Raw genomic sequence first — 20,747 nt, forward strand, 5'->3', positions numbered from 1 at the left:
CTTATTGTCCGCCGCTAGATTGACGCTGGCGGCTTGGTTCAAATTCTTCGTAACGGGGCAATTGGGCATCTAAATCCTCCCAATTCGCCTTTGAGCCAACAAAATTATGCGACATTGGCCGCTCGCTTATTTCTGAATCTAAAATCCCCAACCGAATACGAATGCGGTTTGTATCCTCACTGTTAGAGCTATACACAGGTGCAGCGCAATGGCTACAAAAATGCCGAAAGCGGCCTGGCTTAAAGGAGTAGTGGCGGATAAGCGCTTGCCCCGCTGTAATGACAAAATCGCTACTAGCTACAAAACCATTGGTTGCATAGGCAGAGCCTGTTGATTTACGGCACAGCGAGCAATGACAATGAATAATGTCAGTAATTGGCCCATTGACTGAAATTTTGACCTGCCCGCACAAGCAACTCCCTGAATACATAGATAACATCCTGAAATTATGAGTTTTACTTAGTAAACAAGAAAGGAACAGAAAGTACAAGTGGAACTGATGCAAAGTGCCAATAAGTATTACTTACCCTGCAAAGGCAAGTTTATTCTTCTCGTAAGTACGATATAAAGCCATGTCCACCGCAATCAAGGATAACGTTAGGTGAGGGTTACGCCCCCCTAAGTTAATTATCCTTATGATTAAATTACAAATAACGGGTCAACACGCCCTACTAACCAGCTGAAGTAGATGGTTTAAACCCGAAAGTAAAAAGGAGGTATAAAACCTCCTTTCTATTTATAAGTCACAACTTTAGTCGTTACAGTTTAGCGAAGGCACGCTCTGCTGCTGCGATAGTCTCGGCAATATCAGCGTCAGTATGCATAGTGCTGACAAAGCCCGCTTCAAAGGCTGATGGCGCTAAATACACGCCTTCTTCTAACATTAAATGGAAGAAACGTTTAAAGCGCGCAATATCACACTCAGTAGCTTGTTTATAACTTGTCACTACGTCAGCCTCAGTAAAGAAGAAGCCGTACATACCACCAGCATAATTAGTAGTTAACGCAATACCTGCTTTATCTGCTGCGGCTTGGAAACCTTCACAAAGCGCTTTGCTTTTCGCTTCTAATGCTTGGTGTAAACCCGGTGCTTCTAGTAGCTCTAAAGCTTTTAAACCCGCCGCCATCGCAATCGGGTTACCAGACAAAGTACCAGCTTGGTATACCGGACCTACTGGTGCGATAAAATCCATGATCTCCCGCTTACCACCAAACGCGCCCACTGGCATACCGCCACCGATGACTTTACCTAAACAAGTTAAGTCTGGTTTGATGTCGTAATAAGCTTGGGCACCACCTAAAGCAACACGGAAACCTGTCATCACCTCATCAAAAATCAGCACGCTGTTGTATTCATCACAAACCGCACGTAGACCTTCCAAAAAGCAAGCAACAGGTGGAATACAGTTCATATTGCCTGCGACTGGCTCGACGATAATACAGGCGATTTCCTCTGGGTATTTGGCGAAAATGGCTTTCACTTCGTCTAAATCGTTAAACGATACCGTTAAAGTATGTTTAGCAAAGTCAGCTGGAATACCCGGTGAGTTAGGTACGCCCATCGTCAGCGCACCAGAACCGGCTTTAACTAACAGCGAGTCCGCATGACCATGGTAACACCCTTCAAACTTCAGGATTTTGTCACGGCCAGTAAAACCACGTGCCAAGCGAATTGCACTCATGGTCGCTTCAGTACCTGAACTTACCATACGTACTTTTTCAATTGACGGCACTAAAGCTTTAACTTTTTCCGCCATTAAAATTTCAGTTTCAGTGGGTGCGCCGTAGCTAAGGCCATTTTCGACCGCGGCCAATACCGCAGCTTTAATTTCCGGGTGGTTATGGCCTAAGATCATTGGCCCCCAAGAACCAACATAATCTATGTACTTTTTACCATCAGCATCAAAAGTGTAAGCATCTTGAGCTTTAGTAATAAATAGCGGTGTACCACCTACGCCGTTAAAGGCGCGCACTGGCGAATTTACACCGCCTGGAATAGAATTTTGCGCTCTGGCAAAGAGGTCTTGGCTGATTGTCATGCTCTTTCCTATTAGCTATTACGTTTACGGCTAAACCAAGGCACATCGGCCTCGTATTTTTCCACAAGAGTGTCAACCCCAAGGGTTAAAGCGAATAACGCCATGCGGATCAACACACCATTTTGTACTTGGCGGAAAATCGCTAAGTTGTCGTTATTATTCAAGTCGTTATCAAGTTCATTAGCATCCAAGCGGCTGTCGCGTGGTAGTGGATGCATCAATACTGAGTTCGGTTTACAGTGCGCATTGTAAATGGCTTGGCTGATTTTAAAACCACCACGGTATTTGTTGGCTTCTTCTTGCGATGGAAAACGCTCTTCCTGAATCCGCGTTTGGTACACGATATCCGCAGCTAAGTTGCCTTCCATTTTTGACACCAACTCAATTTGGTGGCCTGCATTGGTGACGGCATCCAAAATGTAATCCGGCATTTGTAAACCGTCTGGCGCCACCATAGTGAAGCGCACATTTTTATAGTGGCAAAGTAACTTTGATAACGAGTGTACTGTGCGGCCATATTTTAGGTCGCCGACCATAGCGATGTGCATGCCATCGACGTTTTGTCCAAAGCGACCAAGTTCACGCTCAATCGTTAGCAAGTCTAATAGTGCTTGAGTAGGATGCTCATTTGGGCCGTCACCACCGTTTATCACCGGCACATCGGAGCCTGTGGCAAATTCAGCAACTGAACCAGCATCAGGGTGACGCATTGCTACCGCATCGGCATAGGCCGAAATCACTCGCGCAGTATCATATAACGACTCGCCTTTGGCCAAGGCTGAGCTTTGCATGCCTGTCGTTTCACGCACTAAACCACCGAGTAAGTTAAATGCCGTACCAAAGCTCACACGGGTACGTGTACTTGGTTCGAAGAATAAATTGGCTAAAATAGCCCCTTCCAATACCCGCGTACGCTTATGTTTTTTCGCGTACGGTTCCATACGTCTGGCTACTGCAAAAATGTGCTCGATGGCATCTCTGTTGAGTTGATTCACAGAGAGGATATTTTCACCTTGGAAACTTAACATGGAAGCAATTCCTAAATCACAAATTGAACACGGATGAGCTAGGCACCCGACCCAACAAAACGCTGCCGCTTCACGCGCCCCAACGCGGTAAGTACGCACTTTGGCGTAAAAACCCACGTTTGGGACAGTCGGCATTAAGACCGCCCGTTTGGCGCGCGATCATAGCAGATATTGCGCTAATTTTAGAGTGCTGGTTTGACAATCGCCAAAAATACTATGGCAAGTAATAGCAACACCGGAAATTCATTAAAAATGCGATAGAAACGGTCACTGCGGGTATTTCTGTCATGTTTAAAGTCAGCCAATAACTTAAAGCAGTAACCGTGATAAATGTAGAGTATTATCACAAACACCAGTTTGTAATGCAGCCACATGCTATAGCGAAACCAATCACGGCCATATTCCATCACCGTTAATACCCCAAACACTAACGTCAGCACGGCAAATGGCGTAACAAAATACAATAACCGCCGCTCCATGATTTTCAGCATCGCATTGCAGGCTTTTTCTTCCGTCATGGCGTGATACACAAATAACCGCGGCAAGTAGAAAATCCCAGCAAACCAAGCAATCATAAAAAAGACGTGAAGTGATTTATAAATCAGCACTGCAGCCATAAAAGGTTCCTTGTTAGAGTAATGTATGCCGTATGGTTAAAATATGCCGTAATTGATCCCAGCGTAAAATCCCCATGATCTGCTGCTTATCTTTGCGGTTATACACATACACTGCCCCGCTACGCTTATCTTTGAGCAGTTCAAATGCATCAGCCAAGGTTGCTTGGTTAGACAAACCATGGAGCGGGATATAAGAAATATTCACGCCGCTTTCACCCGTCAAACTTAAATCATATTCTGCTAAACGATAGCCGTTTTGCTCGTCATAAACGATAAGCGGTGTTTGGCTGTTCACCGCAGACAACGTCGCTTTAATTTGCTCTTTGTCTTCGGTGTACATTAATTTAAAGTTTTCTTCCATCTCCGCCATGATCCCGACCTTTTGCAGCGCTTCGGTGGCAGGCGAGACCTGATAAGGCAAGCCTTGGAAATCCAACTGTTGTAAGAAAATCGAGCGGTTACCAAATACTTGCAGTGCAGTTACATAGGCTGTTGAGATAACTAACATCGCGGGGACGATAATTTGCGGGCTTGAAGTAAGCTCCATCACGGCGGTTAATGCCGCTAGCGGCGCGTGTAACGTTGCCGCCAACAACCCTGCCATACCAAGTACCCCATAGGTGCCGCTGACATCCACCCCTGGGCTAATAAACTGCCCGAAGAACGACATCAAGGTGCCCATGACGACCCCAAGCCCAATCACCGGGCCAATTAAGCCACCGGGAATACCAAGACCAATGGCAAATAGCGTCGCCAGTAATTTTGCAATCAAAATAGTCGTCAGTAGCTGTACATCATGCGGCGATTGTAACGCTTGGGTGATTGCACTCATGCCAGAGCCCATCGCCTCAGGCACCAAATAGCCTATCCCCCCTGCAATTAAGCCCGCCAGCAACAAACGTGGGAACATGTTTAAAGGTTTAAAGGTTTTAATGATAAGCATGAGGTTTTGGTTAAAAGCAAAAGCAATAGCACCTAACACGACACCACACAACACCAAAAACGGATAATGCCAACCGCTTAAAGGGGTGATGCTAATAAGTGCGAGTTCCGAATCTGTACCAAACACGTTTTGCGTGAGTAGCGCACCGGTGACAGCTGCAAGCATAATCGGCACAAAGATATGCACTTTATATTCCCGCAGCACCACTTCCATAACAAAAATAACCGCAGCAAGTGGGGTGTTAAACGAGGCCGCAATCCCAGCAGCAACGCCACATCCGCCCAAAGTTCTGGCGGCATTCAAGGGTAAATGCAAGCGCTCAGCTAAAATACTCGCCCCCGTTGCACCCATGTGTACCGATGGCCCTTCTCGGCCGACCGAAAAACCACAAATCAGTGCAAATGCACCACCAAAAAACTGATTGGCCGTGTTCCAAATTGGCATTTGTCCGTAATGGTGTTTGATACGGTGAATAACAAAAGGAATACCCAGGCGATAATGCTTAAAACCAGTCATATCAGCAAATACGGCGATAAATAGCGCCGCCATGACGGGCAAAATCACCCGATTCACTTCCGACAACGTGGTAAAGTTGTCAGCCGACTCAAGGAACAAACCTTGGAAAAAATGAATAGTAAGACGAAACAGGATAATCAAAATCGCGGCAATTAAGCCCGCAGCAATACCGAGCAGGCACAGCTGAATGGAAGTTTTAGGTATTGCTAAACGACGCCTTAACGTATCCAGCGACATGGATGTGTTCCTCGAATGTTCTTGCCACTAAGTGTACCAAAAGGCTAAGAATAAGTCTTTGTGCCGGCGCAAAGTTTTAGCAATATTTGAACGTTTTGAACGACGCACAACATCAACCAAGCACAAAACCTAGCCAACCAAACTATGGGTTTTAGCAAGCCCATATGGCAAAACGAAGATTAAAATAAAATCGCCGCAGTGCAAATGGGCTATACTTGATTAAAATACTCAGGTATTAGATAATTCCGCCATTCAGTTTATGGGGCACACATCAATGTCTGATCAGATACCGATTAAATTTACCGATGCCGCAGCCAACCGCGTTAAAGAGCTTATTGACGAAGAAGAGAATCCAAATCTTAAACTTCGTGTTTATGTGACAGGTGGTGGTTGTTCTGGTTTCCAATACGGCTTCACTTTCGACGAAAAGACCAACCCAGGTGATTTAGAAATCGTGAAAAACGGTGTCACTATGGTGGTTGACCCTATGAGTATTCAGTACCTAGTTGACGGCGAAGTTGACTATACTGAAGGCTTAGAAGGCGCACGCTTTTTCGTGAGCAACCCAAATGCCACTACGACCTGTGGCTGTGGTGCCAGCTTTAGCGTGTAAGCTACTCAGAAAACAGTATAAAAAAGGCAACCTGGTTGCCTTTTTTATTACTTACAATTTCCTTTTTGCAATCCGCTCAGCACGATTCAATCTACTAAAGTCAGATCTGAGGCAATGCAGCGTTATACTTACACGTACCAACATCAACAGTGCCGCACCGTATTCTGTGAACTTTGCAAGCAAACTTTGGCGCATGCACCTTTAACCCTATTGCACTTCTCCCACTACAGATTTTGTTGCCTCATCAACCACCTGCGCAATATTGTGATGATACTTATCAACAATTACAGCAAACTCAGCGCTTCCGAGCAGGCTCTTGAAAAAAGGTGAATCCTCGATGTACCACCAGTTTTGATTAAAGTCGCTCACCCACCCCTGTGATATGGCATTGTTTAATGCGCTTAACGCGGCTTGATGGTGCTCCTGTAGTGCAAAAATAGCCGCTGGACGAATATCAGCATGGTGGCTTCCTGTCATAAGCCCAGCACTAAACTGTTGCTCTAACTTTTTCAAAATAGCCCCACCGCGTTCACGATCACCTGTTTTAAGTAATAGTGCAGCCAAAGGCCCCCAAGTATCAAAAGGCATGTTATCAGGGAGTTCATCTGACAGATTGACCAGTTCGAAAGCGGTAAATGCTTTAAGGGCATCGTCATAACGTTCAAGTTGCCACAATGCGTACACAACTGAAAGTTTAAAGCGGTCGTTGTTTGGGAAAAGTATTTGCCGTTTATTTAATAATCTATAACTTGCTTCAAAGTCACTTTTTGCCCCTGCGATTGCTGCATGCGTGTAGAGATCAAAAAAATGCTCACTGTCATCGTTGGCGCTTTGCATAACCGCTTCTGCACGTTTAACATTGTCCAATGACAGATAAAAAAGCGCTAACCGGTTACGTTGATGGTTTGCTAGCTTAACCTGAGGTGGAGGTGGAGATTGAAAATGCCAACGAGCCATATCAGTGAGGCTTTGGATCGTCAGCGGCATATAGCCCGCTTTATCTGCTGGGTTTGTGTTACTACGATTTGAAAACAGAGCAAAATGAGCAAAGCTAGCAAAGCCGGCTTCATCATTGCCTAGTACCATTTGCATTGTCGCCAGTTTTCGATACACATAAGGACAATCCTGACAATCCGCTAACGCAAGCTCAGTCTGTTTAGTCGCCAATGCGGTGTTTCCTTGTCTGAACAACATATCGCTATAGGCTAAACGTGCACTTACCAGCACATTCTCATCATGTAAAAAACTGCTCAGTTCGCCGCTATTACTATTTCTTGCGAGTAATAGGTCTGACAACCTTTTACCACCACTCCCTAAACTCTCGTCTTTGCTAATCAATACCGCTTTACTTATCCAAAACGCATCCTGCGCTTTGTCAGCATCGGCTTTGCGAATAAAACTATATGCCAGCTCCAATTTCGGCACCGCCCATTTTGGCTCAATTGCAATCAACGCCTGCAGGGTTGATATGGCCTGATTAACACCTTCAACATCCCCTCTATAAAGCTGATAGCGTGCCAGCAGCAACCGTTGTTTGGCCTCGGCTGTCGGCGAGTAGGCTGGCTGGTACAGGAAAATAAACCCCATTACGCTTATCATAAACAGCGCAGCGATTAGCCCGATGATGTGAGATTGTGACCTATAAGATGGAGTACAAACCTGTGTCTTTAAGTCTGGTGGATTAAACGATGCTTTGGGAGGTTCAGATTCGATGGTCTCTACAGGAGGAAGTAACCGATATCCCATTTTTGAGACTGTCTGGATGTAAATGGGTTTACTTGCACTATCCCCCAGCGCCTTTCTTAACTGCCCAACCAAATTGTAAATGGCGTTATCGCCAACAACTTCTTTAGGCCAAATCGCAGTATTCAACTCATCAAATGTGACAACTTTTTGCGGATGACGACAAAAATAAAGCAGTAACGCCATCACTTTTGGCAATAAGATAGTTTCGCTTTCATCTGACGCTAGCACGTTCTCTTTCCCCCTAATAGTAAAAGGTCCGAGTTTGAACTCATCAGACTGAAAAGCGCGACTTTCCATGCTTGTTAGCTCCTGTTAGAAAAAAAATAGAATTATTTGAGGACTTTATCAAAGGGACGATACTAGCATTCATCATCATTTTCAATTTCACAGGTCTATGGATACAATGAAAACAATACTTGGTTTGGTTAGCGCTATTTTTTTGTGCCACAGCAGTTGGACGAATGCGTCACAGACTGAATCGCCAGTATGCGATAAAATCACCCCAGCGCTCACTCCATTTATTGAACAAGGAATATTTCAGGGCAACGTATTAATTGCCAAAAACGGCGTTGTTTTATGTGCGAAGAGTGTTGGCTTTGCAGATGCAAACAAGCAGATTTCAATCAACCGCAACACTCAATTTGCTATAGCTTCGCTAAGTAAACCGATTGTCGCAAGCTTGGTACTTAAATTGGCTGAGCAAGGTGTCGTCGATTTACACTCACCATTAAATCGCTATTTGCCTAAATTTAATGCCCCATGGGCCAAGCAAGTCACTCTTCACCATTTACTGGCCAACCGCTCCGGACTGCCTTCACACTTTATGTTGCCAGGTTGGAAAGAAGGTAGATATAAACAGGATATACCACAGCAAGCATTGCTCGATACCCTTGCTAGCATGAGCATTGATTTTACCCCCGGCACACAATATCGATATACCAATCTGGGCTGGCTGCTTTTAGCCGAGATGGTTGAAACCGTGACCGCAAGCAGCCTTGAAGAAAACCTGAGAAAGCATATTTTTACACCAGTTTCGATGCCAAATTCAGGATTGGTGTCTCATTCATCTGCCACAATTGCCACGGGCTTCAGATGGGGGAAAAACGGTGGCTGGCAAGCTGTCAATAACTTACCTATGCAAATATTGCATGGCGGTGCGGGTATTTACTCCACCTCTGACGATCTTATAAATTACTTAGATGCGTTACATAACGGTAACTTGTTATCTGCACAAAGCCAAAAGGCACTCTTTTCGTCCGACTCACCGTACGGATGGAAACTAGAGAACATCACTCTCTCTGAGGATACCGATAAAGCGGTACATACCTTTGATGGACAGTTGGAAGGTCATAGCAGTTTTGTCTATTACCTTACACAAGATAATGTCAGTTTAATCTTGCTTAACAATACCGGAATGGGCTATGAACATAAACGTATACTAGCCGATGACATGCTGCGCGCATTTTATGGTCTCCCTCTCCCCAACCGCACCGCTACCGCTTCACTTGTTTTAAACAGGGCATTGCTCGACAATAAATGGGCTGACGTCATAAAGACTATACAATCCAAACCTATCGACAACATCACTGATTTACTCCTAGTCAATGACTTAGCTAAACAATTAGATTGGTCAGACAATACCAGCAAAGCGTTAGATTTGTTCGCTTGGCTTGTCAAAAGTTACCCCGACAACCCTCACCTAAACCACAGTATCAAAAATCTGTGTACCAGAAATACGAGCCACAGAGCGTGCGGTATACTCTAACCACCGCCAGTGTGTAGCGAAAACCAACAACCTTCAGGAATAGCAACATCAAGTCAGAAGGTCTGGAAGGCAAGAATGGTGTAAGCCGTTTCTTGCCAACTACCCTGTTCTTTAGGGCTGGAAGAAATTAAAAAGGGTTGAATATAGTTCAAGAGACAAAGGACGAAATTGAAATTCCTCAATAAGCTGAAATTGGCTTTCTTAAAACTTCCTCTTGAGCTAATGTTCACAACTATTGATGCAACTCACCCACCCACAATAAATATTTCTTCGGCATCTTCTTTAATGTCGTTATATTCGTCTTCTTGTAAATCCAGCTCTAACAACACTAATTCGCGAAACGCAAACCAGTCGGCGCTGCTCCGAAAGCGTTTCGCTTCACAGACTAAGTTTTCAGCCAGTTTTAGGGCGGCAAAAGTTTGCTTGTCAATTTGTGGGATAGTACCGCGTAAAAATTCGGGGTCGTGATGGCGTAATATCATTTGGCAGATATTTTTCGGCAAATGCCAAGAGCTGGCTAAGAAGAACCCCACCACAGTGTGCGTGGTCACAAAGTGCTGTTGTTCATAATATTCTAATGAGTGCTCAGTACGCTCTTCTGCCCGAGTTAGCACCTCGTGATAATTTGCATAACGCATCGCCATTGCAGGAATACCAGCATCGTGAAATAACCCCAGCAGTTGGAGATTTTCAATTGGCACTTTGCTTTTCATATAGGTGCCAATCAACATCGCCACTTTAGAAATATCGGTGGCGTTATCCCAAAAACGCTCTAATGAAATACAACAAGCGTCTTGATTAAACGCCTTTTTCAGTAAGTAACCCGTCACCACTTGGGTAATGCAGTTCATCCCCAAAAACATCACAGCTTGACGAATATCCGTCACGGTTCTGGCCATGCCGTAAGCGGGGGAGTTAATGACTTTCAACACAGCCGCCGAAGTCGCTATGTCAGCGGAGATAATTTGCGCCACCTTGAATAGCTCAGGTTCGGGTTGGCTTAACTCTTTTTGCAATTGGCGCAAAATCTCTGGTTGGGGAGGCAGACTAAAACCAGAGCGCAAGTCATCTAACACTGTGTCGTCAATTTCTATCATAATCACAACTGAAAAGTGGCCTTCTTTATAGTGTAGTAGAGGAACACTACACAGGGGGGTTAAATCAATGCACTCTGCACAATTATTTATTTTGCTGGGGATTAGGGCGTAAAGAAATCATCACATCGACCTGCGACAAAACCATGTTCACCGCTTAAATAACGCGGTTTTAGCAACTGGCTTTTAAGCTGCCGCAGCGCCTGTTTGGTATTGTTAAGATTGGTAAAATTGACTAACCACAGCGGTAAACGACCATTCGGATCGGCATCTACTTCATAGCGAATATCAAGCGCATCACCTTGCTCAGTCAGGCGCCAAATGGCACGCAGTGGAGAAATGGCAATTAGCTCATTGTTAAGCATACTGCTTTGCACATCTTTTACTTGCAGTAGCCATACGCGTTGCCCATCTTGCATGGCAGAAGACAAACAAGAGCGGCTCAGCAACTGCCGTTTAGCCACCGGAAACGGCGCATCAAACACTGAATACACTAAAGTTTGTGAGGGGGTTGGGCGACTGACTAACGTCACCGAGAGTACATGTGGGAGCCACTCGGCGGCATGTTCAACATCATTGAGCACTCTAAAAAACTGCGCGGCGGAGGTTTGCTCTAAGCGCATGTGCGCGCCAACAGTGGCAGCTCGTTTTGGATGACGCTGCTGGCTGATGGTAATGTCATCACCTTGAAACCAGACTTGCCACCCGTCATCGCTTTGAGCCTGCGTAGCAAAACTGACTAAGAGCGTAGTAAAACTGGTCAAAAACGCAGCTAAACTGATGACTCGCACAGCGGCTCTGACTGGTAGTGTAGCAAATCGCATGCGAGTGCCATTTAACCAGTTTAGCACTGTGTTTTAACGCCAATAAGGTTGGTTATCAAGCGATGCGATGCGGCTTTGCTCCATCGCAGAGACTAAAAACCCTGATTTTTGATCTAACCAAGCCTGAATTTCCTCAAGCTGCTCGTCGCCTTGACTGTGACAAAGTTGCTTGAGATAAGCCAAAGTTTGTAGCTCGTAAACACCATAGACAATATCTATCCAAGGGGTACGAAACGCACGACGTGCTTCTTTATCAAACAATGCACCAAGGCAATTACCATTTTGCATGGTACTTTCAAGATGCGGCTTAAGCTGTAAATAATCCTGCGCGGTAAAGGATTTATCTGCGCGCATCAGCTCTCGCATTTCTTGCCAATCGCGGTTAAAGAGCTGCCCTGCCACTTCCAATACCGGTTTATCTGCAGCCATTACGGCTTTTTGATTCCAACTTTTACGCCAGCTTTTATCTACTAACCAACGTGTTAATGACAACAGCAAACGGTTGTAACGACTACAGTGAAACAAGTCCTGCATATCGGTAATGCTTGGTTGCACATCTTGTAAGTCGTTGATCACTTGCGCAAGCTCTGGCGCATTATTGATCTTTTTATAGTAAGCGTGGCGCTTGGATGAATATGTGCGCAGCTGAATGGCATTTTCCACCCAACTTAATTCGGCGATAAGCCATTTCAGCTCTTTACGAATCGCTTCTGTGGAAGATTTATCAACAATTTCATCAAACAGCCAAAAACTGTGACGAATAAGTGCAATGCCATCGAGCAAACGTTTTAAGGTTTTCAGCTTTGGCTCGTCAAAGTAACACTGCTCATGCTTTTGTACAAAGCGAATGGCGTAACCGACTACGGCAATTAATGCTTCTTCTTGCGTTGCACTGCGCTCTAACGGCACAAAACCTAACGCATGACTGGCGGTAAGCGGTTTGCCATCAGCAAGGCGATAACCGCGCGCAGCTTTGGAATAAAGTCCTAAACGCACCCCAAGTTGACCAATTAAGTGCTCGGCGAAGGCAAAAATATCTTCTCTATCCCCTTCTACCAGCTCAATTTCTAATTCAGAAATAGGCTCACTTTGCTTACCTGTGGTGATTTCGCCCTTATCCAACACCACTTCAATCACACTGCCTTGATCAGTTTCTACTAACCACTTGCGGCGGGTAAAGTTGGTGCTAAAAATGGGCTGTAAACGTGCGGCGATATCTGCAACATCAAAGCCTGCGGGCCAAATACTGGCGTCAAAATCTTGGATTGAAGGGCGTCCACCACTGATCGGCAGGTTATATTCTGGGCGTTGGTGTAAACCACCTACCACTTCACCAGCCAGTTTAATGGTCTGTTCACATTCGTCATTGCAACATCTGGTGCGCAGGCCAATATCGAATTGTCTTAACGTCCGCTCCGGCGTATCAAAATAAGCGTTTTGGAGTTGTTTGGTTGGCTTATTATTGACGGTCTTTGCAAATTGCATCAACAAGCCGGGAATGAGAGGTACTTCATTGTCTGAAAGTAAAAACTTCAGTTCTATCTCAGTATCCATGCAGTGGGGGTATGCCTAAGTAATAATTGAACGGTAAAAATAACTAAACTGCCTTAGTTTTGCAAATAATTTACCGCACAATGACGCCATTTGGCGACGTTTAAAACTTGCACTTGATGCTTTAAATCCCTACTATCATGTGCAGATCTTAAGGAATTTCAAATGATAAATAGGTTGAACATGGTCAAACGCTGTCTGTTATCCATTTGCTTGCTGACTTTGGCGGGCTTCAGTAATGCTGAAACAACTGAATCACCATCTACTACAGAGCAGCTCACAACAACCTCGGCTATTGACGCCAATGCCTACGTGATGGATGACTTGTACGTCTATGTCCATGCTGGCGCCGGTAAAAACTACCGTATTTTAGGCTCAGTTAATGCGGGCAGCCCCATCCAAATCTTAGGTGAAGAGCAAAATGGCTTCTTCAATATCCTCGATGACAAAGGTCGTGATGGCTGGATTGAAAGCAAATTTGTCACCACCGAGCCGGGTCTACGTGTTACCAACAGCCAACTACAGCAACAGCTCGACAACGCCAATCAAGATTTGGTTGCAGCCCGTGATGAATTGCCAGTGCTACAAACTAAACTGCAAGAATTAGAAGCGCAGAATAAACGTTTACAACAAACGGTAGCTGAAGTAGAAGCACAAAAAGTGAAGCTACAACAAGATGCTTTGGGTAAAAAGCAACAAGAGCAGCATTTAATGCTGACTTACGGCGGCGCCATTGCCTTTACAGGTTTGCTCCTCGGGGTGATTTTGACATTATTTTTATCGCGCCGTAAACGCTACGATGGCTGGGCTTAATCGCTCACCATCCCTTGCAAACACAGCAGAAAAGGCGGTTATCCGCCTTTTTTTGGCATTAACACCTGTACCCCTAAATCCGGTTTTACGTGTTCTATCACCATATAAGTATGGTTGGTCGCCACACCGGGGATCTCAACAATAATCCCGAGCACTTCACGATATTCACTCATATCCCGCACGCGGATTTTTATCAGATAATCAAAGCCGCCCGCCACCATATCGCAGCCCACCACTTGCGGGACTTGCAGAATATGCTGCTTAAAGGTTTCAAATACCGCCTCAGTGGAGCGATTAAGTGTGACCTCAACATGCGCCACCAAATTTTGCCCCAACTTAGCTGGGTTTAAGCGGGCGGTATAGCTTTCGATATAGCCGTCGGCTTCGAGCTTTTTAACTCTGTCTAAACAAGGGCTTGGACTTAAATTCACTTGCTTTGCAAGATTTACGTTGGAAATTCGTCCATTTTTTTGTAAGGCGTCTAAAATTGCTAAATCAATCCGGTCAAGGACGCGCGTTTTGATTGAGGTAGTCATACAGAATTTTATGCTGAGCAAGTTCGATTTTACCCCGTAAATTACCGTAAATCGTAAAATTAAACCAGCATATTCTGCTGAACTTTGTATAGAATGCACGGCAAATTGTCCCAGTTAATTCTTTGAGGGTTTTACCTATGCTATTTCATGGCGACTTAACGACCCACTGTCCGATCCGTCAAAAGATCCGTGACTTCTACCGCATCGACGAAGAGCAAGTGATCGATCACATTTTGCCGCTTGCCGAAGTGGGTATTACTGCCCGTACCCGTGCGTGGGAACGTGCCCGTCAGATGGTATTGAACATCCGCAATGACCAAAAAGGTCAAGGTGGTGTGGACGCACTATTGAATGAGTACTCGCTCTCGTCTGAAGAAGGCGTGGTACTGATGTGTTTGGCTGAAGCCTTACTACGCGTGCCAGACAAAGAAACTCAAGACGAACTTATTCGCGATAAGCTCACTAAAGGTGACTGGTTCTCGCACTTAGGTAACAGCGACTCAATGTTTGTTAACGCTTCTGCTTGGGGCCTATTGGTCACAGGCAAAATGGTTAACTACGCCGACAAAACCAAAGAAGAACAATTTGGCGTATTGAAGCGCATGATCGGTCGTTTAGGTGAGCCAACCATTCGTAAGTCGGTACAAACTGCCATGAAGATCATGGGTAAGCAGTTTGTAATGGGCACCACCATTGATGCCGCGGTTGAACGTGCCAAAGAAAAAGAAGCCAAAGGTTACGCCTACTCTTACGACATGTTAGGTGAAGGCGCTCGTACTATGGCTGACGCTGACCGTTATTTCGCCAGCTACATGAAAGCCATTCACGTCATTGGTAAAGCGGCAGCAGGTCGTGGCCCAGTAAAAAGCCCAGGTATCTCTGTTAAGCTATCAGCGATTCACCCGCGTTATGAGTTCTCCCACCGTGAACGTGTGATGGCTGAACTGGTGCCAAAACTAAAAGAATTAGCACTAGCAGCAAAGCAGTATGACATCGGTTTTACCGTTGACGCTGAAGAAGCAGAACGTTTAGATATCTCTTTAGATATCATTGAAGCGGTATTTGCAGATGACGAATTAGGTAATTGGAATGGTTTTGGCCTGGCTGTACAAGCGTACCAAAAACGTGCCACCTTCGTGATTGACTGGTTAGAAGCCCTAGCCCGCCGCGTTGGCCGTAAGCTGATGGTGCGTTTAGTTAAAGGCGCCTACTGGGATACAGAAGTGAAGAACACCCAAGCTGACGGCTTGGAAGACTTCCCAGTATTTACCCGTAAAGCCACCACAGACGTGTCGTACAAAGCCTGTGCGATTAAACTGATGAAAGCCCGTGATGTAATTTTCCCACAGTTTGCGACCCACAACGCATACTCAGCGGCTACCATTCTTGAGCTCGCTGAAGGCAATTATAGCAACTGGGAATTCCAACGCTTACACGGTATGGGCGAGTCACTTTACGACCAAGTGGTAACCCAAGACAAAGTGCAATGTCGTGTATACGCACCAGTTGGTCACCACGAAGATCTACTGGCTTACTTAGTGCGCCGTCTACTTGAAAATGGGGCTAACTCTTCATTCGTTAACGCGATTGTTGATGAAAACAAGCCAGTTGAAGACTTGTTACAAGACCCTGTTGAAAAACTCCAGCGCTTACGTAACCGCCGTAACAAGCAAATTACCATGCCTATTGATATCTATGGTAATGAGCGTAAAAACTCTAAAGGCTTAGATTTAACCAACATCAATTTGATCACGCCAATGCGTACCAACATTGAAGCTTGGGTCAAAGATAACGTTAAAACCCTAGATCAAGTGCCGGAAGGCCATGAAGCTGTGGTTAACCCAGCCAACTTAAGCGAAGTGATCGGTAGCATCCGTCATCATGATGCTGAAGAGATGCAGCAATTAGTTACCAACGCGGAAGCAGCCTTTACCACTTGGTCACAAACGCCAGTACAAGAGCGTGCCGACATTCTACGTCGCACTGCTGATGCCCTTGAGCGTCACCGTGATGAATTGATAGCTATGTGTATCAAAGAAGCGGGTAAAGTGACACAAGACGCGATTGACGAAGTTCGTGAAGCGGTGGATTTCTGTCGTTACTACGCAGCACGCGCGGAAGAGCTAAACCTAGATACGCGTTTCTCACCACGTGGCGTGATTTTGTGTATTAGCCCATGGAACTTCCCGCTGGCAATTTTCCTAGGTCAAGTTGCAGCAGCCATAGTGACAGGTAACACAGTTATCGCAAAACCTGCAGAGCAAACATCGCTGATTGCCCTGCGCACTATCGAAATGATGCGTGAAGTTGGCTTGCCTGAGTTTATTGTGCAGCCAGTGCTAGCGCGCGGTAGCGAAGTTGGCGCACATATCGTGCCTGACACGCGTGTGAAAGCGGTGATGTTCACTGGTTCAACAGAAACAGGTACACGCATTTCACAAACCTTAGCCGCACGCGGTGGCGAGCAAGTGCCATTAATCGCCGAAACTGGCGGTCAAAACTGTATGATTGTTGACTCAACGGCATTGCCTGAGCAAATCGTTGATGACGTGATCTCTTCTGGTTTCCAAAGTGCGGGTCAACGTTGCTCTGCGCTACGTGTGTTGTTCTTACAAGACGAAATCGCCGACAAAGTCATTCGCATGATCAAAGGTGCAATGCAAGAGCTACACATTGGTGACCCAGCTTACTTCGAAACCGATGTCGGCCCAGTGATCGACCAAAAGGCATTAAATGCGTTAAATGCCCACGTTGAATACTTAAAAGGCAACGCCACGTTACATTACGAGTGCAAACTGCCAGAAAACCATGAGCAAGGTTACTTCTTCGCACCACGTTTATATGAACTAAGCGATTTATCTGTACTGAAAAAAGAAGTATTTGGTCCATGTGTTCACGTTATCCGTTTTAAAGCGGGTGAGGTAGACAAAGTGATTGACCAAGTTAACAGCACCGGTTTTGGTTTGACTATGGGTATCCACACTCGTATCGAACAACGTGCACAGTACCTTGCTAAGCAATCTCGCGCAGGTAACATTTACATCAACCGTAATATGATTGGTGCAGTCGTTGGCGTACAACCGTTTGGTGGCCGTGGCCTATCTGGTACGGGTCCAAAAGCGGGTGGCCCGAACTACTTGTTCCGCCTAGTGAAAGAAAACGGCGTAGCCGACAACTTTGAAGCAGCGCAATTTGCCCCAGCAGGTGAAGAGCTACAAGTGCTACCGGGCGCACAAGAGCAAGTTAACCGCATGATGAGCAATGCACAGCGCGATGAAAAAGCATGGCGCTTTATGCCAGTGAGCAACCGCGTTTCAATTATGCGTCAATTGTTGGCAAAACTTGCCACAGTGAACAGCATGAATGCGCTGGCTGATGACCTAGCTAAAACGTTAACTGACGCGCGCGCGCAGTTAGTGCGCGTTGAAAAACGTTTAAGCAAAGGTTTAGTGATGCCAGGCCCAACGGGTGAATCTAACATCATGTATTACGAGCCACGTGGTTGTGTGCTGTGTTATGCCGATAAAGACACTTCATTCAATTTCTGGGTGATGTCTGTGGTCACTGCATTGGCCGCAGGTAATACAGTGGTAACGGTAGTCTCTGAGCTGTTCCATGATGAAGCGGTGGCGTTCCGTGACAAGCTTATCGCTTGTGGCGTAGCAGAAGGCGTACTACAAGTGGCTAAGTTAAGCCAGTTACCAGCCTTACTTGCGCATAGCAACCTGACTGCGGCTGTGGTAAGCACCAACTGTGACCGTACTTCGTACATCACAGCTAAGCTTGCAGCTCGTACTGGTGCGATTTTGCCAGTGATCAGTGCCTTACACTACGACAACTTATTAACGCGTTTAATCACAGAGAAAACCATCAGTAATGATATTACCGCCTCTGGCGGTAATACCTCGTTGATGACGCTAGTTGAAGACGACGAATAAGCGTATACGCTGCACAAAAGTGCGTAGCACTTTTGTGCAAGCCGTCATATTCTTGCTTAAACCGTAAGATAAAAAATCCTCGAACTCAGTTCGAGGATTTTTTCTTTCTATTCCCACCTGTTCAACAAGCGTAGGTTTGATCTTTCGCTCTGCTTTACGGAACTTTGCGTCGACCAAAAATAAACGACAGCACGGTCAAAATAACAAACACAAAGAACAGTATCTTTGCCATACCCGCCGCCGCGCCAGCAATACCGCCAAAACCCAATAAAGCCGCCACCATAGCGAGGATCAAAAATAGTACCGCCCAACTTAACATGGCAACCTCCTATTCAGTGATAACTTCCAAGGCACGAATTTCATTATGGCATAATGTCATACGCGCTTTTATTTGCAGTAACGCCGACTTACATTGTCCAGGTAAGTTGCCCTCAAGGGCAGCTTCGATTTTTTCCAAAACTTTATCTTCCAGCTCTTCTAACTGGCTTAAGTACAAATGTAAGTTGTCGCTTTGGAACAAATCGAGAAGCTGGGTATAAGCTTCGCGGATCTCTACTGACACGGCGCTGCCTCGTTCGGCACAGCCTTCATCCGCCACTACATAAGGTTGTAGTAACGCAATCGCTCTGACTTTCTCGCCTATCATACGTTCAAACACTTGGTTGAAACGCTTGTCTGAGGTTTTGTGCTCAGCTTTTTTGTAAAAATCTATGCCACTATTTAAAACTCGAATAAGAGATTTAACGGGGGCAAGGTCATAATTTGAAAGGGTCATAATAATACTCCATTTATTGATTGGTTCAGGAGTACTCATACAAATACCAAGCCAAAAATAACCAACTGAATTTAAACAACTTTAATTAAAACCCTAAACAGCACCATAAATAAATTACCTACTCACTTACCCAACCGTGTAATTTTTTCATTAACTTATAATGAATATCCACAAGGAATATTTTACCGGAATATATTTCCCATCTTTCTCACTCCATTTACACATTACTGCGCACAAAAACAATAAAAACACTAAAAATCAATAAATTATAATTTGGCACAGGTACTGCATTATCCACTGTGAACAAACATTACAGGAGTTCCACTATGAAAAAGTTAATTATTGCCAGTTTGATTTCTTCAACATTTATGATCTCACCCGCATTTGCATCGGATAATGGTTGGAAAAAAGAAGCAAGTGACGCGTGGATCGATGGTAAAGCAGAAGCAACCTTATTGTTTAGCACTGAGCTAAACAGCTTTGATATCAACACCGACGTGAAAAATGGTGTCGTTATTTTAACCGGTGACGTTGAAAACAGCGTTGAGAAAAAGCTCGCCGAAGAATTGGTATCTGGTATCGACGGTGTGCAAAAAGTTGATAACCGTCTGACCATAGTCAAAAGCCAAGACGGCGAAGCGAAAGCAGCAGCAAAAGATGAAAATGGTTCAGATTTTACTGACGCTAAAATTGCCACGGTAATCAAAACTCGCTTCCTCTTTGATGGTGATATTGATGGCACCGACATTGATGTCGACGTGGTAAACCGCAGCGTAACCTTAACGGGTACGGTGTCAACAAAAGCAGAAAAAGAGCTTGCGCTGAGTATTGCCCGCAATGCCTCTGATGTGAGTAACGTCAAAGACATGCTAGAGATCCGCAGCAACTCTTAAGCTTTATACCCCAAGTGCAGTGGTAACTAAGCTCACACGACTTGGAGTGCAGCCAACACAGCCGCACTCCAAGAAGTAAGCGCCTATGCCACTGCCCTTTCTCTTCGCAGATATAAGGACAACCTATGAAAAAAGCCATTTTACCGCTTATCTTTGTTTCGTTCGGTGCATTTGCCACTTCAGCGACAGCCCAAACCAATCCGCAAGCTTTAGAGCCATTTAGTATATACGCTGGTATTGGCTATGGTCAGTATGCTCTGCAATGGCAAGACAGAGAAAAAGACATGGAATTTGATGATGATGCCGCGATGCTCAAAGCTTACGTTGGTACGCATATCACACCTTACTGGAGCATTGAGCTAGGCTACGAAAATTTTGACGAGGCCAGCGACATCGATAACTATGCTGAATTTGATGGCATATCCTTAGCTACCCGTTTTACCGCCCCTATCACCGAGCAATTTGGCGTTTATGCAAAAGGCGGTTGGTTTGAATGGGATGGCGAATTGTACGCCGATGTACCGGGTCTAGGTCGAGTCAGTCGCAGTGCCGACGGCGGTGATTGGTTTTATGGTGCGGGGGTGTCTTACGCCTTTACTACCAACGTGAGCATGCGTTTAGAGTACCTGCGCTATGAGCTTGAAGACCATATTGAACCCGATTTAGATGTGGCTTCGGTATCCGTAGAATACGTTTTCTAATCTCTCCCCAAAACTCTTTGGTCCCTATTAAAGTGCGCTTTTGCGCACTTCAGATTGATGATAAACCCTGCTTTTTTAAGCGGGGTTTATTTTTTCGATAGTTAGGTCGTTTTTTCTA

General features: G+C 45.3%; 18 protein-coding genes. 6 read left to right on the forward strand and 12 right to left on the reverse strand.

Features of this window, described 5'->3' with window-relative positions; all coding sequences use genetic code 11:
* Window position 1: 1 nt before the first annotated feature.
* The 5 genes from ACFOEE_RS13135 to ACFOEE_RS13155 form a co-directional block, all read right to left on the reverse strand.
* On the reverse strand, window positions 2-430 hold the full coding sequence (locus ACFOEE_RS13135) for a GFA family protein (RefSeq protein ID WP_377124976.1): 429 nt from the start codon (window positions 428-430) through the stop codon (window positions 2-4).
* A gap of 328 nt (window positions 431-758) precedes the next feature.
* Window positions 759-2,039 (reverse strand): glutamate-1-semialdehyde 2,1-aminomutase, encoded by a 1,281-nt coding sequence (gene hemL, locus ACFOEE_RS13140; protein WP_377124978.1) that lies wholly within the window; start codon window positions 2,037-2,039, stop codon window positions 759-761.
* A gap of 11 nt (window positions 2,040-2,050) precedes the next feature.
* The gene (locus tag ACFOEE_RS13145) at window positions 2,051-3,067 is read right to left on the reverse strand and encodes an aspartate carbamoyltransferase (RefSeq protein WP_377125014.1); all 1,017 of its coding nucleotides are present in this window, start codon (window positions 3,065-3,067) and stop codon (window positions 2,051-2,053) included.
* Window positions 3,068-3,249: 182 nt separating this feature from the next.
* Entirely contained in the window at window positions 3,250-3,684 is a 435-nt protein-coding gene (locus ACFOEE_RS13150) for a CopD family protein (protein WP_377124980.1), read from the reverse strand.
* Between the two features lie 13 nt (window positions 3,685-3,697).
* On the reverse strand, window positions 3,698-5,380 hold the full coding sequence (locus ACFOEE_RS13155; RefSeq protein ID WP_377124982.1) for a chloride channel protein: 1,683 nt from the start codon (window positions 5,378-5,380) through the stop codon (window positions 3,698-3,700).
* A 274-nt stretch (window positions 5,381-5,654) separates the two neighbouring features.
* Between ACFOEE_RS13155 and erpA the strand changes: the two genes are divergently transcribed.
* Entirely contained in the window at window positions 5,655-5,993 is a 339-nt protein-coding gene (erpA, locus tag ACFOEE_RS13160; RefSeq protein ID WP_377124984.1) for an iron-sulfur cluster insertion protein ErpA, read from the forward strand.
* 207 nt (window positions 5,994-6,200) lie between these two features.
* On the opposite strand, the gene ACFOEE_RS13165 is transcribed toward erpA, so the two are convergent.
* Window positions 6,201-8,036 carry a winged helix-turn-helix domain-containing protein gene (locus ACFOEE_RS13165; protein ID WP_377124986.1) on the reverse strand — a complete coding sequence of 612 codons (1,836 nt, stop codon included), beginning with the start codon at window positions 8,034-8,036 and terminating at the stop codon, window positions 6,201-6,203.
* Between the two features lie 106 nt (window positions 8,037-8,142).
* On the opposite strand from ACFOEE_RS13165, the gene ACFOEE_RS13170 reads away from it, so the two are divergent.
* A complete protein-coding gene (locus ACFOEE_RS13170) occupies window positions 8,143-9,504 on the forward strand; it encodes a serine hydrolase domain-containing protein (RefSeq protein WP_377124988.1) in 1,362 nt (453 codons plus the stop codon).
* 245 nt (window positions 9,505-9,749) lie between these two features.
* Here ACFOEE_RS13170 and ACFOEE_RS13175 read toward each other — a convergent pair whose 3' ends face one another.
* The 3 genes from ACFOEE_RS13175 to ACFOEE_RS13185 form a co-directional block, all read right to left on the reverse strand.
* Window positions 9,750-10,601 (reverse strand): HDOD domain-containing protein, encoded by an 852-nt coding sequence (locus ACFOEE_RS13175; RefSeq protein ID WP_377124990.1) that lies wholly within the window; start codon window positions 10,599-10,601, stop codon window positions 9,750-9,752.
* A gap of 101 nt (window positions 10,602-10,702) precedes the next feature.
* Window positions 10,703-11,422: an SRPBCC family protein gene (locus tag ACFOEE_RS13180; RefSeq protein ID WP_377124992.1), complete on the reverse strand. Its 720-nt coding sequence runs from the start codon at window positions 11,420-11,422 to the stop codon at window positions 10,703-10,705.
* 33 nt (window positions 11,423-11,455) lie between these two features.
* A complete protein-coding gene (locus ACFOEE_RS13185) occupies window positions 11,456-12,976 on the reverse strand; it encodes a CYTH and CHAD domain-containing protein (protein ID WP_377124994.1) in 1,521 nt (506 codons plus the stop codon).
* A 162-nt stretch (window positions 12,977-13,138) separates the two neighbouring features.
* Between ACFOEE_RS13185 and ACFOEE_RS13190 the strand changes: the two genes are divergently transcribed.
* Window positions 13,139-13,786 carry a TIGR04211 family SH3 domain-containing protein gene (locus ACFOEE_RS13190; protein ID WP_377124996.1) on the forward strand — a complete coding sequence of 216 codons (648 nt, stop codon included), beginning with the start codon at window positions 13,139-13,141 and terminating at the stop codon, window positions 13,784-13,786.
* A gap of 38 nt (window positions 13,787-13,824) precedes the next feature.
* On the opposite strand, the gene ACFOEE_RS13195 is transcribed toward ACFOEE_RS13190, so the two are convergent.
* Window positions 13,825-14,322 (reverse strand): winged helix-turn-helix transcriptional regulator, encoded by a 498-nt coding sequence (locus tag ACFOEE_RS13195; RefSeq protein WP_377124998.1) that lies wholly within the window; start codon window positions 14,320-14,322, stop codon window positions 13,825-13,827.
* Window positions 14,323-14,459: 137 nt separating this feature from the next.
* Between ACFOEE_RS13195 and putA the strand changes: the two genes are divergently transcribed.
* A complete protein-coding gene (gene putA, locus ACFOEE_RS13200) occupies window positions 14,460-18,260 on the forward strand; it encodes a bifunctional proline dehydrogenase/L-glutamate gamma-semialdehyde dehydrogenase PutA (RefSeq protein ID WP_377125000.1) in 3,801 nt (1,266 codons plus the stop codon).
* A 154-nt stretch (window positions 18,261-18,414) separates the two neighbouring features.
* Here putA and ACFOEE_RS13205 read toward each other — a convergent pair whose 3' ends face one another.
* Entirely contained in the window at window positions 18,415-18,579 is a 165-nt protein-coding gene (locus ACFOEE_RS13205; RefSeq protein ID WP_377125002.1) for a DUF1328 domain-containing protein, read from the reverse strand.
* A 9-nt stretch (window positions 18,580-18,588) separates the two neighbouring features.
* Window positions 18,589-19,035 carry a PA2169 family four-helix-bundle protein gene (locus ACFOEE_RS13210; RefSeq protein WP_377125004.1) on the reverse strand — a complete coding sequence of 149 codons (447 nt, stop codon included), beginning with the start codon at window positions 19,033-19,035 and terminating at the stop codon, window positions 18,589-18,591.
* 326 nt (window positions 19,036-19,361) lie between these two features.
* Here ACFOEE_RS13210 and ACFOEE_RS13215 point away from each other — a divergent pair, with 326 nt between their 5' ends.
* Window positions 19,362-19,928: a BON domain-containing protein gene (locus ACFOEE_RS13215; protein ID WP_377125006.1), complete on the forward strand. Its 567-nt coding sequence runs from the start codon at window positions 19,362-19,364 to the stop codon at window positions 19,926-19,928.
* Window positions 19,929-20,053: 125 nt separating this feature from the next.
* A complete protein-coding gene (locus ACFOEE_RS13220; RefSeq protein ID WP_377125008.1) occupies window positions 20,054-20,629 on the forward strand; it encodes an outer membrane beta-barrel protein in 576 nt (191 codons plus the stop codon).
* Window positions 20,630-20,747 lie beyond the last annotated feature (118 nt).

The sequence above is a fragment of the Pseudoalteromonas fenneropenaei genome (assembly GCF_042643375.1).
GTDB classification, from domain to species: domain Bacteria; phylum Pseudomonadota; class Gammaproteobacteria; order Enterobacterales; family Alteromonadaceae; genus Pseudoalteromonas; species Pseudoalteromonas fenneropenaei.

What these genes read in the sequence shown, in the direction of transcription:
- ACFOEE_RS13190 (WP_377124996.1), top strand. Translation starts at nt 13,139, where the DNA reads ATGATAAATAGGTTGAACATGGTCAAACGCTGTCTGTTATCCATTTGC.
- ACFOEE_RS13165 (WP_377124986.1), bottom strand. Translation starts at nt 8,036, where the DNA reads ATGGAAAGTCGCGCTTTTCAGTCTGATGAGTTCAAACTCGGACCTTTT.
- ACFOEE_RS13150 (WP_377124980.1), bottom strand. Translation starts at nt 3,684, where the DNA reads ATGGCTGCAGTGCTGATTTATAAATCACTTCACGTCTTTTTTATGATT.
- erpA (WP_377124984.1), top strand. Translation starts at nt 5,655, where the DNA reads ATGTCTGATCAGATACCGATTAAATTTACCGATGCCGCAGCCAACCGC.
- ACFOEE_RS13195 (WP_377124998.1), bottom strand. Translation starts at nt 14,322, where the DNA reads ATGACTACCTCAATCAAAACGCGCGTCCTTGACCGGATTGATTTAGCA.
- ACFOEE_RS13180 (WP_377124992.1), bottom strand. Translation starts at nt 11,422, where the DNA reads ATGCGATTTGCTACACTACCAGTCAGAGCCGCTGTGCGAGTCATCAGT.
- hemL (WP_377124978.1), bottom strand. Translation starts at nt 2,039, where the DNA reads ATGACAATCAGCCAAGACCTCTTTGCCAGAGCGCAAAATTCTATTCCA.
- ACFOEE_RS13170 (WP_377124988.1), top strand. Translation starts at nt 8,143, where the DNA reads ATGAAAACAATACTTGGTTTGGTTAGCGCTATTTTTTTGTGCCACAGC.
- ACFOEE_RS13215 (WP_377125006.1), top strand. Translation starts at nt 19,362, where the DNA reads ATGAAAAAGTTAATTATTGCCAGTTTGATTTCTTCAACATTTATGATC.
- ACFOEE_RS13175 (WP_377124990.1), bottom strand. Translation starts at nt 10,601, where the DNA reads ATGATAGAAATTGACGACACAGTGTTAGATGACTTGCGCTCTGGTTTT.
- putA (WP_377125000.1), top strand. Translation starts at nt 14,460, where the DNA reads ATGCTATTTCATGGCGACTTAACGACCCACTGTCCGATCCGTCAAAAG.
- ACFOEE_RS13185 (WP_377124994.1), bottom strand. Translation starts at nt 12,976, where the DNA reads ATGGATACTGAGATAGAACTGAAGTTTTTACTTTCAGACAATGAAGTA.
- ACFOEE_RS13220 (WP_377125008.1), top strand. Translation starts at nt 20,054, where the DNA reads ATGAAAAAAGCCATTTTACCGCTTATCTTTGTTTCGTTCGGTGCATTT.
- ACFOEE_RS13135 (WP_377124976.1), bottom strand. Translation starts at nt 430, where the DNA reads ATGTATTCAGGGAGTTGCTTGTGCGGGCAGGTCAAAATTTCAGTCAAT.
- ACFOEE_RS13210 (WP_377125004.1), bottom strand. Translation starts at nt 19,035, where the DNA reads ATGACCCTTTCAAATTATGACCTTGCCCCCGTTAAATCTCTTATTCGA.
- ACFOEE_RS13205 (WP_377125002.1), bottom strand. Translation starts at nt 18,579, where the DNA reads ATGTTAAGTTGGGCGGTACTATTTTTGATCCTCGCTATGGTGGCGGCT.
- ACFOEE_RS13155 (WP_377124982.1), bottom strand. Translation starts at nt 5,380, where the DNA reads ATGTCGCTGGATACGTTAAGGCGTCGTTTAGCAATACCTAAAACTTCC.
- ACFOEE_RS13145 (WP_377125014.1), bottom strand. Translation starts at nt 3,067, where the DNA reads ATGTTAAGTTTCCAAGGTGAAAATATCCTCTCTGTGAATCAACTCAAC.